This window comes from Legionella sp. km772 (assembly GCF_003989735.1).
GTDB lineage: Bacteria > Pseudomonadota > Gammaproteobacteria > Legionellales > Legionellaceae > Legionella.
In genome coordinates this window covers 13,996-27,285 of the sequence record NZ_RZGQ01000005.1, presented here as the reverse complement: position 1 = coordinate 27,285, position 13,290 = coordinate 13,996, and the positions used below count along the sequence as shown (strand labels likewise).

The following is a 13,290-nucleotide window of genomic DNA, read 5'->3' as shown; positions in this document are numbered from 1 at the left end:
TCATCAGGGTTGCAGCGAGGAGTATAGGTTATGTGTGGGATTATAGGAGCTGTTTCTGAAAGGGATATCAGTAAAGTATTATTAGAAGGCTTAAGACGTTTAGAATATAGGGGCTATGACTCAGCCGGTATTGCGGTAATCGATTCACATTCACGATTGAAGCGCGTCCGTATTCAAGGTAAGGTACAAAATTTAGCAGATGCCATGCAGGAAACTGCTATCGCTGGGAATTCTGGTATTGCTCATACTCGGTGGGCCACCCATGGCAAGCCTTCTGAACAAAATGCCCATCCGCATTTATCGCATGGTGAAATTGCTTTAGTGCATAATGGTATTATTGAAAATCATGATGAGTTACGTCACCGTCTGCTTGCTGAAGGCTATCAGTTTACTTCTGAAACCGATACGGAAGTTGCGGCGCATTTAATTCATTACCATTATGTAAAAAAAGAAAATTTATTATTTGCGGTGCAGACAGCCGCAGCTGAGATGGAGGGGGCTTTTGCATTAGGTGTTATACACCAGCATAAACCAACCGAGCTTGTCGCGATAAGAAAAGGTAGCCCTTTGGTAGTGGGCTTAGGTATTGGTGAAAATTTTATTGCTTCTGACTCCCTGGCTTTACGCTCTTTTGCGCAATCCGTCATTTATTTACAAGAGGGGGACAGCGCTCAATTAACCGCCCATGATATTCGTATTTATAACCGCAGCGGCAGCTTAGTAGAGCGCGAAACAAATGTTCTTAGCAGTGATGCTGAAGTGGCAAGTAAAGGACCTTACCGGCATTTTATGCTTAAAGAGATTTTTGAACAATCCAAGGTATTAACGGATACTGTAGAGGGGCGTATTTCGAGTTTAGAGGTACTCAAATCGAGTTTTGGCGAACGTGCCACACATGTTTTCCCTCAGGTGAAACAGATCCATATTGTGGCCTGCGGAACGAGTTATCACGCCGGAATGATAGCTAAATATTGGTTGGAGTCTTTAGCTGGCTTACCTACTCAAGTAGAAATCGCCAGTGAATACCGTTACCGGGAAGTAGTGGTCCCTAAAAATACTTTATTTATAACAGTGTCTCAATCGGGGGAGACTGCGGATACGCTCGCTGCTTTACACAAAGCAAAAACAATGGATTACTTAGCCAGTCTAGCTATTTGTAATGTGGCAACGAGTACTTTAGTGCGGGAAGCAGATTGCGTCTTTTTAACTCGTGCTGGTACGGAAATTGGCGTTGCCTCTACTAAGGCTTTTACCACCCAATTGGCTGCTTTTTTAATGCTCGCTACTGCCTTGTGTCCTGATGAGCGTGGCCAAGAAGTGTTAAAGCAACTCTATGATTTGCCTGCGTGTTGCGAGCGGGTGTTACGGATGAATGAAGAGATTGAGGCCTTAGCAGCGCTCTTTGTTAATAAAGCGCATGCCCTATTTTTAGGACGAGGCGTGCAATATCCCGTTGCTTTGGAAGGGGCTTTAAAACTCAAGGAAATTTCTTACATTCATGCGGAAGCCTATCCTGCAGGAGAGTTAAAACATGGACCATTAGCCCTGGTAGATAATGAAATGCCCGTTATTGCAGTAGCGCCTAATGATGAGCTCTTAGATAAACTTAAGTCTAATCTTCATGAAGTTTCCGCACGTGGGGGACAACTGTTCGTTTTTGTTGATGACTCACAAACCTGGAAATCAAACGGTGCCCGTTTAATTAAAGTCCCAAGTTGTGGTTCTTGGGTTGCGCCTATCGTTTATACTCTTCCCCTACAATTATTAGCTTATCACGTAGCTGTTGCCAAGGGAACCGATGTGGATCAGCCAAGAAATCTAGCCAAGTCGGTGACTGTTGAGTGAATAAGGGTAAGCAATTTTGGCTTGATTCATGGCAGGAGGGACGTATTCCCTTTCATCGAGCCCAAGTTAATCCCGATTTAGTGACTTATTGGCCTGCCCTCAAGGTCAGGCCCAATAGCAAGATCTTGGTTCCTTTGTGTGGGAAAAGCCTTGATCTGCTTTGGTTTATCCAACAAGGTTACCAAGTTATCGGCATTGAATTAAGTGAAACCGCTGTTTTGCAATTTTTTAAAGAAAATAACTTGGCCTTTTCTTCAGATACTTCTTTAGGACTACCTCGCTTCACCAGCAAGCATTTAAGTATTTGGGTCGGAGATATTTTCAGCATGGACCTAGAGTTCTTCTCTTCTGTTGATGCTATTTATGATCGCGCGGCTTTAATTGCTTTGCCTCAAGCATTACGCCCTTCCTATGTGGATTTATGTTGGCAATGGCTTAAACCCCAAGGTTCTATATTTCTTAAAACTTTAAGTTATAATCCAGAACTATTTAGCGGACCACCTTATAGTGTTCCCGCTTTAGAAGTCGCTAGTTTATACAAGAGCGCTTCGCTTCATTGTTTAAAAACAACACTGCGTGATAACGATGAGCGCTCAGTGATTAATCAAGGTCAACCTATTAGCATTGAAGAAAAGGTATGGCAGCTGGTGAAGAAATAATTTTAAAGAAGGTGACTGTTGGCAATTTTTAGGTGTATTGACAGTTTTAGAAAATGAAGTACTGTGTTTGATGATTTGGACCTATTTTTATATCGCCATAACGTAAGTGATGCGTGTATAATATGGTGATTTTTTTATTATGTAACTACGGGGATGTAAATGACTCAAGCGATGTTGACATCAGCAGCAATTATTGCACAAGAACTTAAAGTCAAAGTTTCTCAGGTAGAGACGACAATTAGCCTATTGGATGAAGGAGCAACAGTTCCTTTTATTGCTCGTTATCGTAAAGAAGCGACTGGCGGTTTAGATGATGGACAATTACGTTTTCTTGCAGAGCGCTTATTATATTTACGCGAATTAGATGAGCGACGCACCGTCGTTCTACAATCCATTCGTGATCAAGAAAAGTTAACACCTGAATTAGAGCAAAGCATTCTTCAAGCAGATACTAAAACACGGTTAGAAGATCTCTATTTACCCTTTAGACCCAAACGTCGTACTAAGGCGCAAATGGCTATTGAAGCAGGCTTGCAAGGTTTGGCAGAGGGTTTACTTAACGATCCAAATCTCGACCCAGAAGTGTACGCGCAAGAGTTTCTGAATAATGAGGCGGGTATTAGCGATACCAAGGCGGCTCTTGAAGGCGCTCGTCATATATTAATGGAGCGCTTTGCTGAAGATGCTAATTTACTCAACGAGTTGCGCGAATACCTGTGGCAACATGCGCTAGTTAAATCGGTGGGTGAAAGCAAGAAAAAAGAAGCAGTGAGTAAATTTTCAGATTATTTTGATTATTCAGAAGCAATTAAAAAAATTCCCTCCCACCGTGCCCTAGCTTTATTCCGTGGACGCAGAGAAAGTGTATTGCAAATCAGTTTGCAATTACCTGAAGCTGACGCCTTATACGGAGAGATGAAAGTAGCTGCTCACTTTAAGATTGCAGATCAAAAAAGAAAAGCGGACTTTTGGCTTTTAGATACAGTCCGTATGACGTGGAAGATAAAATTATTAACCAAACTTGAATTAGAATTATTAACTCGCCTAAGAGAGATGGCTGATGAAGAAGCCATTAAAGTCTTTTCAAGAAATTTACGCGATTTATTGCTAGCAGCCCCAGCAGGCCCGCAAATTACTATTGGACTTGATCCTGGTATTCGCACCGGAGTTAAGGTGGTGGTAGTTAATGCTACCGGCAAACTTCTTGACTACACGGTTATTTTTCCCTTTGCTCCTCAAAATGAATGGCATCAGTCTTTAGCTGATTTAGCCAAACTTGCAGCCAAACATCAAGTCAATTTAATCAGTATTGGTAATGGGACTGGTTCTCGTGAAACTGAGCGGTTAGTAGCGGAACTTATTAAAATGTATCCTGATCTACAATTAACTAAGGTTATCGTTAGTGAAGCGGGCGCTTCTGTTTATTCTGCCTCTGAAATTGCTGCTAATGAATTTCCTGACCTTGATGTTACCCTTCGTGGTGCCGTTTCCATTGCCCGTCGAGTCCAAGACCCCCTTGCCGAGCTAGTTAAAATTGAAGCCAAATCAATTGGCGTGGGTCAGTATCAGCACGATGTTAATCAAGCACGTTTAGCTCGTTCTTTAGATGGTGTAGTTGAGGATTGCGTGAATGCGGTGGGTGTGGATGTGAATACCGCTTCAGTCGAATTATTAACTCATATTTCGGGATTAAATGAGACTTTAGCAAAGAATATAGTGCAATACCGTGATGAACACGGCGCGTTTAAAAATCGCGAACAACTAAAAAATATTCAGCGGATGGGTGAAAAAGCCTTTCAACAATCCGCTGGTTTTTTACGTATTATGAATGGTGATAATATACTTGACTCCTCAAGTGTTCATCCTGAAGCTTATCCTTTGGTAGAAAAAATCGTTCTGGCTAAAAAGATAGAAATTAAAGACCTCATTGGCAATCGTGAACTTTTACACAGTATCAATGCCGCCGATTATATTGAAGAGCGTTTTGGTCTTCCCACCGTTCGCGATGTATTAAATGAGCTAGAAAAACCAGGCCGCGATCCCCGTCCAGAATTCAAAACCGCCCAATTTAAAGAGGGGGTGGAAGATATTAGCCACTTAGAAGAAGGGATGATTCTTGAGGGCGTGGTCAGTAATGTCACAAATTTTGGCGCCTTCGTTGATATTGGTGTCCACCAAGATGGCCTAGTCCATATTTCAGCCATGACTAATCGTTTCATTAGCGATCCGCGTACGGTCGTGAAAGCTGGCGATATCATTACCGTAAAAGTTGTTGAAGTGGATAAAGAGCGAAAACGTATTGGCTTAACCATGAAATTAAATGAGGATAGCACTGGAGAAGAGCCTAAAAAGGTAGTTAAAACAGTTGCTGCCACGAAAAAAGTGCCGGTTAAGAAACCCGATACCAGAAAAAAAGAAGTCGTCGCTAAAAAAGCGGAACCCGTGAAAAAAACGGTGTTCAATACAGCTATGGCCGATGCTTTATCTAAATTAAAACGTGGTGGATAAAATGGCAAAAAAGCCCCAAGGAGAATTAACTATCCAAACTTTGGCCATGCCCATGGATACCAATGCAAATGGCGATATTTTTGGTGGTTGGATAGTGTCACAAATGGATCTGGCGGTAGGGATTTTGGCAAAAAAAATATCTAAAGGCCGTATTGTTACCGTGGCTATTAATTCAATGACATTTTTGCGACCAGTACACGTGGGTGATGTGGTTAGTTGTTATGCTGAACTAGTTAAGGTTGGTAATACCTCAATGACTGTCAATGTTGAGGTTTGGGCCATGCCTGCCGATCAGCATGAGCAATATCAAGTCACCGAGGGCGTTTTCGTTTCTGTGGCCATTGATGAACATGGTTTACCAAGGCAGGTACCCAAATCAGCATGACTTCTAATCAGAATGAACTACAGCGTTTACTAGCGGAAATGGCCGTCTTAATTGAGCGAGAAGATGAACCTGATCCGCAGCTCTATGCCCCATTTTTTCAACATCCTGAATATGCCTTTCAATTAATAGAATTACTTAACAATTTTGAAGACAGTATTGTCCAGGATGGCCCCCCAATTTATTCCGCCTGCGTTTTTGCTTTTGATATTTGTGTTGCCCAACTGCAGTCTGCAACCGAAACAAATAATAAACTATTAGCTAAAATCCTTCCGCAATTAATGGATCGTTTAGCTGAGTTAATTAATGCCCGTAAGCACGGCTTAAGTTATTGGCTACCGGTGCTTAATGCCTTCTATGAAGTGCATGTTGAATTAACCCAATCTTTAAAAGATGCTTATTTTGATTTAGCCAGTGAAGAGGGGGAGGACAATGACGACGAGGTTGATGAGTTTTCTCATTTAGAATCCATTCGCGATTTAATTCATGAATTATCGGATCTCTCCGTGTTTGATATTGCCGAAAACTTTTTTGCTCAAAGTTATGCTATGCCTACGGATTTTTTTACCGATTTGATTATTGATCTTTATAGCATTGCTGAAGGCCATGACATTGCTCTGCTCACCCTTTTGCATCCTAAAGCAGAAGTAAGGGAGGTGGTGATTGCAACCATTGATCAAATTATTGATAAAATTTCTTTATCCTCTATTTCCTTATCTCGTTTACAAACAATCAAATACTGGTATCCAGAAAGTTATCATGCACTTTTTGAGCGTTGGATTAAAATTCAACGGAAAAAAGAGGTGGTATTCGCCCCTGAGCCTAGTCAGGCTTCGGTTAAATTAAAAGCAACCGAAATTGATGGGAGTGGTTCACAAGGTATCTTCATTCATGCCCGCAAAAAAAGAAAAAATAAATTAGGTGGTTTGTTATTAAAGTACGGGATAGGAATCAAAGATACTTGGATTACTCCTGCAATTCCTGCAGCAGAAGTTGCAGATTATTATCATCAAGCCTTTGAAGAAAGTGTCACTTTACGTGAAGTGGATCTAGATTATTTCCAAATGGTGGTGGAGCATTTTTTAGCGGTAACTATTCAACATGGGGAAGTACCTAGCTTACATTTTTTAGAAATTCAAGAAGAGTTAGGCCTGCGTCTTCGCCCTCATCTCTTGGATTTAGATGATCTTTTTACCCATCTTAGCGTTGAAATAGTGCCCTTTACGCAAGAAACGATGAATGAGTCCTTAAAACGCTCCAAATCTTGGCTCAAAAGTAAACAATTTACGGAATCCTGGTATATAGAAAGTCCTTTAGTCGATAAAATTGTCAACCACAACAGTAGCTTTATTGATGGGATTAAGGTCTGTCGTCTTGAGGATGCGATTGACGATGTCTTCGCTGAGGAAATGGAATTAAATCGTGATAAATGGCAATTTCATTTCTTATGGATTGCTTTATGGCTTAAGGCAAAAGAACGAAAAAATGAAAAAGCTTGGCAAGATAGCTTCCTTATTGCCTATATGATTCGTGAGGGGCATTCTTTAAAAGAAATACCCGTCATGAATGAAATATGCCGGCAAACAGTTATTAACAGTGTAGAAACGATGCAAGAGCGTCGAACCCATCTAAATCAGGAATAAGTAGCGTAGGCTCGTTGTAATTAAACAATTACGGCTCCTACATAGAGCCGATTTCTTTAATAAGGCAACTAAGGTTTTAGATGTTTTAAGCTTAATAAGCGTATTAGTGAAGGCAGTTTATTTTCAATGCCAGAAAGGCTACCTAAATAGTTAATTTAGGCAGCTGCGAAAAATTATTTAGCAGTATTTAGGTTTATCCAATTAAAAAAGCCCTCCATAAACCCTTTAAAAAATTTCTGCGTATCTTCTTTAATTAACTCATCTTGTTCATTGAATAATGAGCCCGCTTGGCCTATGTAGGCTTCAGGTTGAGGGAGCAAGGGAATATTTAAACAAGATAGTGATTGTCTTAAATGTTGGCTGGCACCAAAACCCCCAATTGCTCCGGGAGAAACACTAATAATTGCACCAGGCTTGGCATTCCAAATACTGTCACCATAAGGACGCGAACCAACATCCACTGCGTTTTTTAAAGGGGCAGGGATGGAGCGGTTATATTCTGGAGTTACAAATAATACGCCCTCACAGCGTTTTACTTGTTGGCGAAAGTTAAGCCATGCGTCAGGCGCCCGATGTTCATCGTCAAGATCTTGGTTGTACAAAGGCAAATCTCTAATTTCTATGATTTCGGTGTGCATTTCTCGTGGTGCTAGGGAAATAAGTGCTTTTGCCACTTTGCGGTTTAATGAATCTTTGCGTAAACTACCTATAATAACAGCGACTTTTTTACTCATACAAACTACTCCTTGTAATGTATTAATGAGGCTAGTTTATAGTATATACCTAACTTGAACAAATAAACTTTTATGCTAATAGGGCCCTCTAATGAACTCTCTTGCGCGGCAAATTCGTTTACAACCAGCCACTCTGGTGGAATACCCGATCATTCAAAATCTGGCGAGGTTTTATGTTTATGATATGTCACGTAGTTGTGGCTTTATTTCACCAGATTGGATTTGTCCAGCTGATGGTCTGTATGAAAGTTATGATTTTAAAACCTACTTTGAAGATCCTACCTGCTCAGCCTACTTAATCACCGTAAATGAAGAGTTAGCAGGCTTTGTGTTATTAAACAAAAAGGGCGTTCAACCCTCCACTGATTGGAATGTGGGGGAGTTTTTTATTCTTGCAAAATTCCAAGGCCAAGGCGTTGGGCGTTTTGTTGCGGAAGAGCTATGGACTATTTTCCCGGGTATTTGGGAGATTTCGGTTATTCCAGAAAATAAAGCCGCTTTAGCATTCTGGCGAAATACGGTTCTAGTTTTCACCTCCGGGCTTTATACAGAGACTCTTGTTGAGCTAAACGAGACTAAACCTCACTACCAACGTTATATTCTGCGTTTTAATACCAATGAATTAGCTAAGCCAGAGCAGGACAATGAGACAATTAAAATTCAATTTGTGGATGAATTAAGTCCCGAGCTGGAAGAGCGAATGAGTCAAGGCTGTATTGCTTATGAAAAAAGCCTTGGTATTGATGTAAATTATAAACCTTTCTCTATTCTTTTATTCAATAAACAAGGGGTAGTCTGTGGAGTTATCAAGGCCTATACTGCTTTTTCTGAAGTGTATATCGATGATATTTGGGTCGATAGCCCGTTTCGGGGTAATGGCTATGGCCGAAAATTATTAGCGGCTTTGGAGGAGCGCTTTACGGGTAAAGGGTTTAATAATATTAATTTAGTGACCAGTGCCTTCCAAGCGCCGGCCTTTTATAAAAAATGCGGTTATACGCTTGAGTATGTGCGTAAAAATGAAGTAAACCCCCAATTGTCCAAAGCATTTTTTGTTAAATTCTTTCCTGATCAAGTGCAAAACCAGGGGCTTATAATAAACACTAATGAAAAGAAGAATGCTTCTTAAAAACTAGGTTGTCAAGTCTGTTTTTTTAAGTTTTATTTGTATATGATAGCCGCCCTATTGCTATAATCTCTCCTGGACAGCTTGGGGATAAGTGCTAACAAGCTAAGTGGTATTCTAAAAAGCATGAAGTATTAAATTTAAAAAAATATTATTTTTTAATAACTTACCATGAATTTCGCATGATATGCCGGTTGGATTATCTTCAATTCCTGTGGATAACTCTGTGTATAGTGCCGATTTTAATACCTTTAGTATTAATACTGTATGGCTGCATTTAACACTGACCATAAAGGTTTAGTTTTTGGCACCATATCTCCTGGCCCACCATTAGCTGAGCTGTCAAAATACCACCAAAAGCCGCCTAATATAAAGCGCGGATGGTTAATCGTGAGAGTATAATAATTATAGATAAATTCTTCTTTAACGTTTTTATTAGTCGTTCCACACTCGCCAAAACCTAATTTAGAATTGGGGAATAAGCTACCTAACTTTTGGAATACTGTGGGCCAATCCGGTTCTAAATTATTACAATCATCCTCATAATAGCTAATGAACACATAATCTAAACCTTGCTTCATTCTAAGCGGGATATTCTTTTTTACCCAAGCAAACATTTCATGATCCGCTCTACTATAACAACCTTGATTATAGTAAAGAGTTAGAGCAGTCTTACCTTTTTGTTGTTTTACCAAGTCATAAGCCCCAGTCATCTTGGCCACTACACTGGACGTATTTCCTAACCACTCTCCATTAATTTCATTGCCAATTTCCCAAATATCGATATAGCCTTGCAAGGTATTCAGATAGGTTTTGGTCCGGTTTAAATATTGAGCTAGGCTATAATTTTTCACCTCACTTGAATCAACCAGCTCTCCCATCGTCCCACTTACTTTATGAATTTGGATAACGATATTTTTATAGTCACTAGCAGAGACACCGGCATCAAAGACAATGCGTGCTGTAGGTTTTTTGGCTAAGGATTTTAGGGCGTCTATGATAGCTGGAAGTTGCTTCCAGGGATTAGTGATGGTGACACCATAAAGTTTGCTAAGCCCTGCTTCTATCGAAAGAGGCCATAAGCTCCAAAAAGCAATTAAAAGTATTTTAGCCCAATGCCATCTATAGGTCTTCATAAAAAATGATTATAATTTGCACACTATTTTAAGTATAGTAGCGTTCAATGACTTTCGTTTACTGCCACTAACAGAATTATTTCTACATGCTATATATTAAAAATAGCTACTTCTTTGAGTAAATAATAATGACAATAAGTAAATCGGCAATGCTTGCTTTGCTTTTCTGCTCTAGTAGCTGGGCTCTTACGGTCGGGACCAATTGTAGTGAACAAGAACTTGCCAATATCCATCGAGCTATTGAAGGCTACATAAAAAATGATTCCGCAGGAGCATCAAAGGGTATCACTATCAACTCTGAGCACTGTTTATCCGGTTATGCTTCAGCTCTTGTCCATTATCCTCAACCGCAATATGACGCTCAGGTTGCCTATTTACGTCATGATCACGTTTGGAAGGTATTAGGAGTGGCGACTGGTTTCGATGGCGAGTTTATGAGTAAGATCCCTGCGGCTATCCAGCAGTAGGATTTAAATGAGAAAAATAGTGCTGTACTAGGGCGTGTTGGCCGTTTTCCACCCACCTACGTGCCTCGGCTTGTCCGAGGCATCCAGGCTAGATTAAGCTCGTCACGATGTCTATACAGACCTTAATCAATATCACTGTTTCCTGTTTTTAAGTTTTTCTGGTTTAATTGGAGCATCTCATGGATGCCTCGGACAAGCCGAGGCACGTAGACGGGCCATAATTGATCGCCAGTGCTGCTCAAGCCTCAGAACTCTATACCGAGCAGTTGACGATATCCAATAAAACCCCTTATTTACGCATTACTATTCCTCCCGAAAATAAAGAAATGACGCGGCAGGCCCCTCCGATGCTAAAGACTATGGAACTATATGGCCAGTAAAGCACAATATCATCATTAGTAATGATGGCCTGGTGTACTGGATGACTTCCAATAAAGAACAACTAAAATTTAGAAAGCTTAAAGCGTTTTCTTTCCTAGAAATGCAAGCTCTAGCTAATCAATTAGATCGCAAGTTAATCCATAAAAAAAAACTAACACCAACATCCATGAAAGGCCTAGCAAATTAACCCTTGAGGACTAAAGCTTAGAATCATAACCTAAGAAAGGTGCACATAGCGACATACTGATGTCTAGCTTCTAGCAAGCGGTCTTTTTTTTGAGTAAGCCGACCTGAGTTGTGGAGGGAAAGTAGAAAATGGGGAAGATAAAAAACGCCCTGTTTATAATAAAATAAGATTATTTTACCTAAACAGGGCGAATATAAATTAGACTATTTCAACTTCTTCAGCTTGTGGACCTTTTTGGCCATTGCTTGCTTTGAACATTACAGTTGCGCCTTCAGCAAGAGTTTTGAAACCATCTGCTTGAATTGCACTGAAATGCACAAAATAATCTTTACCGCCGCTTTCTAAGAAACCGAAACCTTTGGACTCATTAAACCATTTTACTGTACCGCGAATTTTATCTGACATGTTATATTCCTAAATTGTTACCAGCTTATTGTAGCATTATTTTATTAATTGTGCTGTTTTTTTATTAGTTTTTTTAAAAATATTTTAAATTTTAATGGTTTTAGGATAAAAAAAAAGGCATTATGTAAATTTATGCGCAAACTACTACTCAACCATTAGCATAATGCAGTAGTTCTTTTGCGTGTGAGCGGGTTTGTTCAGTAATAGTTAACCCTCCAATCATGCGGGCTATTTCATCAATTTTATCGTCTGACTTTAAAGACACAATGTGGGTAAATGTTTGCTCGGCATCGCTTTGTTTCTTAACCATGAAATGATGATGGGCCGAAGCTGCTACTTGCGGTTGGTGAGTCACGCAAAATACTTGTAAGCGCTCACCTAATTTACGCAACATTTGTCCGACTAAAGCCGCTGTGGCACCACCAATACCCACATCGACTTCATCAAAAAGAAGGGTGGGGGTTGCTCCGCGTTGTGCTGTGATTAACTGAATGGCTAAACTAATCCTTGAGAGTTCCCCTCCTGATGCGATTTTATGTAAGCTATCAGGGGTCATTCCGGGATTAGTACACACTTTATACTCTACTTTATCTTGCCCGTGTGGTTGGATACGCTCTAAAGGAGTGAACTCTATTTCTACCCATCCTTTGGGCATCCCTAATTGTTGAATATTCGCGCTTAATTCTTGCGCTAATTTTAAAGCATGTTTTTGGCGGGACTCACTTAATCGCTTTGCGGCGACTTGATAAGAAGAGGATAACTTAGCAAACTGCTCACTTAAAAAGTTTAGCTGGTTTTGGTTATTTTGAAGTTGTTGTAATTCATCTCGTAGCTTTTGGATATGCTCGATTAAATGGTGGCCATCAATGTGATATTTTCGGGCAAGATGATGAATAGCACTCATTCGCTCCTCTACTATCAGAAGACGTTCGGGGTCTAAAGAAACCTGCTCGGCAAATTGTTGAATTTCACTTGTCGCTTCTTCGCATTGAATCAATGCACCATTGATTAACTCGAGGGTGTTCTTGATCGAGGTATGTTCCGCAGGCAACAAGGCTAGGATATTCATTAGCTGATTTAATGCAAAGCAAATGTTCGGTTCGTCATCGCCGTTCAGCAAGAAATGAATTTGCTGGCTATGGCCAATATACTCTTTAGCATGATGTAAGAGTTGATGCTCTTGATACAAATTATCGAGTTCACCTTCTTGTAAATTAAGCGCTTGCAATTCTTCAATTTGAAATTCTAATAAGTTTATTCTATCTCGATGCTGCTCTTGTGCTTGTAAGCGGTCAATTTCTTGCTTAATGTTTTGCAACTGTTTATAGAGGAGATTTACCTCATCAAGCAGAGCTTGATGGTGTGAATAAGCATCAAGTTGTTGGCGATGCGTTTGATGCTTCATCAGAGTTTGGTGTTGATGTTGCCCATGGATATGGACTAGTTTTTCGCTTAATTCCTTTACTTTTTGCAAGGGAAAAGGCTGGCCATTGATATAGGACTTGGAGCGGCCTTCTATATGAATCACACGTCTTAAATACAGCTCATTGTCAGTATAGGGAATATCGTGTTCGGCTAGCCATAAGGCTGGCTCTGATTGGCTATCAAAAGTAAACCCTGCTGTAATATCGCATTGCTGTTCACCGGGTCTAACTACTGAGGCATCGGCCCGTCCACCTAAGGCTAACATTAAGGCATCAATCATGATGGATTTACCTGCACCGGTTTCGCCGGTAAAGGCAGTCATCCCTTGGCTAAAATCTAACTCTAAATGTTTAACAATAGCAAAGTGTTCAATGCACAAGGTAGTTAGCATG

Annotated in this window: 13 protein-coding genes; 9 read left to right on the top strand and 4 right to left on the bottom strand. The window is 40.3% G+C overall.

Features of this window, described 5'->3' with window-relative positions; all coding sequences use genetic code 11:
- Positions 1 to 30: 30 nt before the first annotated feature.
- The 5 genes from glmS to ELY15_RS01300 all read left to right on the top strand — a co-directional run bounded on the left by glmS (position 31) and on the right by ELY15_RS01300 (position 7,037).
- The gene (glmS, locus tag ELY15_RS01320; protein ID WP_127097857.1) at positions 31 to 1,845 is read left to right on the top strand and encodes a glutamine--fructose-6-phosphate transaminase (isomerizing); all 1,815 of its coding nucleotides are present in this window, start codon (positions 31 to 33) and stop codon (positions 1,843 to 1,845) included.
- A complete protein-coding gene (locus ELY15_RS01315; RefSeq protein WP_127097856.1) occupies positions 1,842 to 2,504 on the top strand; it encodes a thiopurine S-methyltransferase in 663 nt (220 codons plus the stop codon). Before glmS ends, ELY15_RS01315 begins: the two co-directional genes overlap by 4 nt.
- A 159-nt stretch (positions 2,505 to 2,663) precedes the next feature.
- A complete protein-coding gene (locus ELY15_RS01310; protein WP_127097855.1) occupies positions 2,664 to 5,012 on the top strand; it encodes a Tex family protein in 2,349 nt (782 codons plus the stop codon).
- A 1-nt stretch (position 5,013) separates the two neighbouring features.
- Positions 5,014 to 5,397, top strand: a complete 384-nt coding sequence (gene yciA / locus ELY15_RS01305) for an acyl-CoA thioester hydrolase YciA (protein WP_127097854.1) — start codon at positions 5,014 to 5,016, stop codon at positions 5,395 to 5,397.
- Positions 5,394 to 7,037 (top strand): hypothetical protein, encoded by a 1,644-nt coding sequence (locus ELY15_RS01300; RefSeq protein ID WP_127097853.1) that lies wholly within the window; start codon positions 5,394 to 5,396, stop codon positions 7,035 to 7,037. Before yciA ends, ELY15_RS01300 begins: the two co-directional genes overlap by 4 nt.
- A 173-nt stretch (positions 7,038 to 7,210) precedes the next feature.
- On the opposite strand, the gene ELY15_RS01295 is transcribed toward ELY15_RS01300, so the two are convergent.
- Positions 7,211 to 7,771, bottom strand: a complete 561-nt coding sequence (locus tag ELY15_RS01295) for an NADPH-dependent FMN reductase (protein WP_127097852.1) — start codon at positions 7,769 to 7,771, stop codon at positions 7,211 to 7,213.
- A 91-nt stretch (positions 7,772 to 7,862) separates the two neighbouring features.
- Between ELY15_RS01295 and ELY15_RS01290 the strand changes: the two genes are divergently transcribed.
- Entirely contained in the window at positions 7,863 to 8,900 is a 1,038-nt protein-coding gene (locus ELY15_RS01290; protein ID WP_127097851.1) for a GNAT family N-acetyltransferase, read from the top strand.
- Positions 8,901 to 9,154: 254 nt separating this feature from the next.
- Here ELY15_RS01290 and ELY15_RS01285 read toward each other — a convergent pair whose 3' ends face one another.
- Positions 9,155 to 10,033: a hypothetical protein gene (locus ELY15_RS01285; RefSeq protein WP_127097850.1), complete on the bottom strand. Its 879-nt coding sequence runs from the start codon at positions 10,031 to 10,033 to the stop codon at positions 9,155 to 9,157.
- Positions 10,034 to 10,161: 128 nt separating this feature from the next.
- Between ELY15_RS01285 and ELY15_RS01280 the strand changes: the two genes are divergently transcribed.
- From ELY15_RS01280 to ELY15_RS16020, 3 genes are all read left to right on the top strand, one after another.
- Complete coding sequence (locus ELY15_RS01280; RefSeq protein WP_127097849.1) at positions 10,162 to 10,500, top strand: hypothetical protein; 339 nt, start codon at positions 10,162 to 10,164, stop codon at positions 10,498 to 10,500.
- 221 nt (positions 10,501 to 10,721) lie between these two features.
- Positions 10,722 to 10,880 carry a hypothetical protein gene (locus tag ELY15_RS16025; protein ID WP_158617395.1) on the top strand — a complete coding sequence of 53 codons (159 nt, stop codon included), beginning with the start codon at positions 10,722 to 10,724 and terminating at the stop codon, positions 10,878 to 10,880.
- Between the two features lie 41 nt (positions 10,881 to 10,921).
- Positions 10,922 to 11,068: a hypothetical protein gene (locus tag ELY15_RS16020; RefSeq protein ID WP_158617394.1), complete on the top strand. Its 147-nt coding sequence runs from the start codon at positions 10,922 to 10,924 to the stop codon at positions 11,066 to 11,068.
- Between the two features lie 198 nt (positions 11,069 to 11,266).
- On the opposite strand, the gene ELY15_RS01275 is transcribed toward ELY15_RS16020, so the two are convergent.
- Both ELY15_RS01275 and recN read right to left on the bottom strand, forming a co-directional pair.
- Positions 11,267 to 11,473 (bottom strand): cold-shock protein, encoded by a 207-nt coding sequence (locus tag ELY15_RS01275; RefSeq protein WP_127097848.1) that lies wholly within the window; start codon positions 11,471 to 11,473, stop codon positions 11,267 to 11,269.
- 148 nt (positions 11,474 to 11,621) lie between these two features.
- Complete coding sequence (gene recN, locus ELY15_RS01270; protein ID WP_127097847.1) at positions 11,622 to 13,289, bottom strand: DNA repair protein RecN; 1,668 nt, start codon at positions 13,287 to 13,289, stop codon at positions 11,622 to 11,624.
- Position 13,290 lies beyond the last annotated feature (1 nt).

Excerpts from the sequence above, each read along its gene's own strand:
- glmS (WP_127097857.1), top strand. The coding sequence starts at position 31 with ATGTGTGGGATTATAGGAGCTGTTTCTGAAAGGGATATCAGTAAAGTA.
- ELY15_RS01310 (WP_127097855.1), top strand. The coding sequence starts at position 2,664 with ATGACTCAAGCGATGTTGACATCAGCAGCAATTATTGCACAAGAACTT.
- yciA (WP_127097854.1), top strand. The coding sequence starts at position 5,014 with ATGGCAAAAAAGCCCCAAGGAGAATTAACTATCCAAACTTTGGCCATG.
- ELY15_RS01300 (WP_127097853.1), top strand. The coding sequence starts at position 5,394 with ATGACTTCTAATCAGAATGAACTACAGCGTTTACTAGCGGAAATGGCC.
- ELY15_RS01295 (WP_127097852.1), bottom strand. The coding sequence starts at position 7,771 with ATGAGTAAAAAAGTCGCTGTTATTATAGGTAGTTTACGCAAAGATTCA.
- ELY15_RS01290 (WP_127097851.1), top strand. The coding sequence starts at position 7,863 with ATGAACTCTCTTGCGCGGCAAATTCGTTTACAACCAGCCACTCTGGTG.
- ELY15_RS01285 (WP_127097850.1), bottom strand. The coding sequence starts at position 10,033 with ATGAAGACCTATAGATGGCATTGGGCTAAAATACTTTTAATTGCTTTT.
- ELY15_RS01280 (WP_127097849.1), top strand. The coding sequence starts at position 10,162 with ATGACAATAAGTAAATCGGCAATGCTTGCTTTGCTTTTCTGCTCTAGT.
- ELY15_RS16020 (WP_158617394.1), top strand. The coding sequence starts at position 10,922 with ATGACTTCCAATAAAGAACAACTAAAATTTAGAAAGCTTAAAGCGTTT.
- ELY15_RS01275 (WP_127097848.1), bottom strand. The coding sequence starts at position 11,473 with ATGTCAGATAAAATTCGCGGTACAGTAAAATGGTTTAATGAGTCCAAA.
- recN (WP_127097847.1), bottom strand. The coding sequence starts at position 13,289 with ATGCTAACTACCTTGTGCATTGAACACTTTGCTATTGTTAAACATTTA.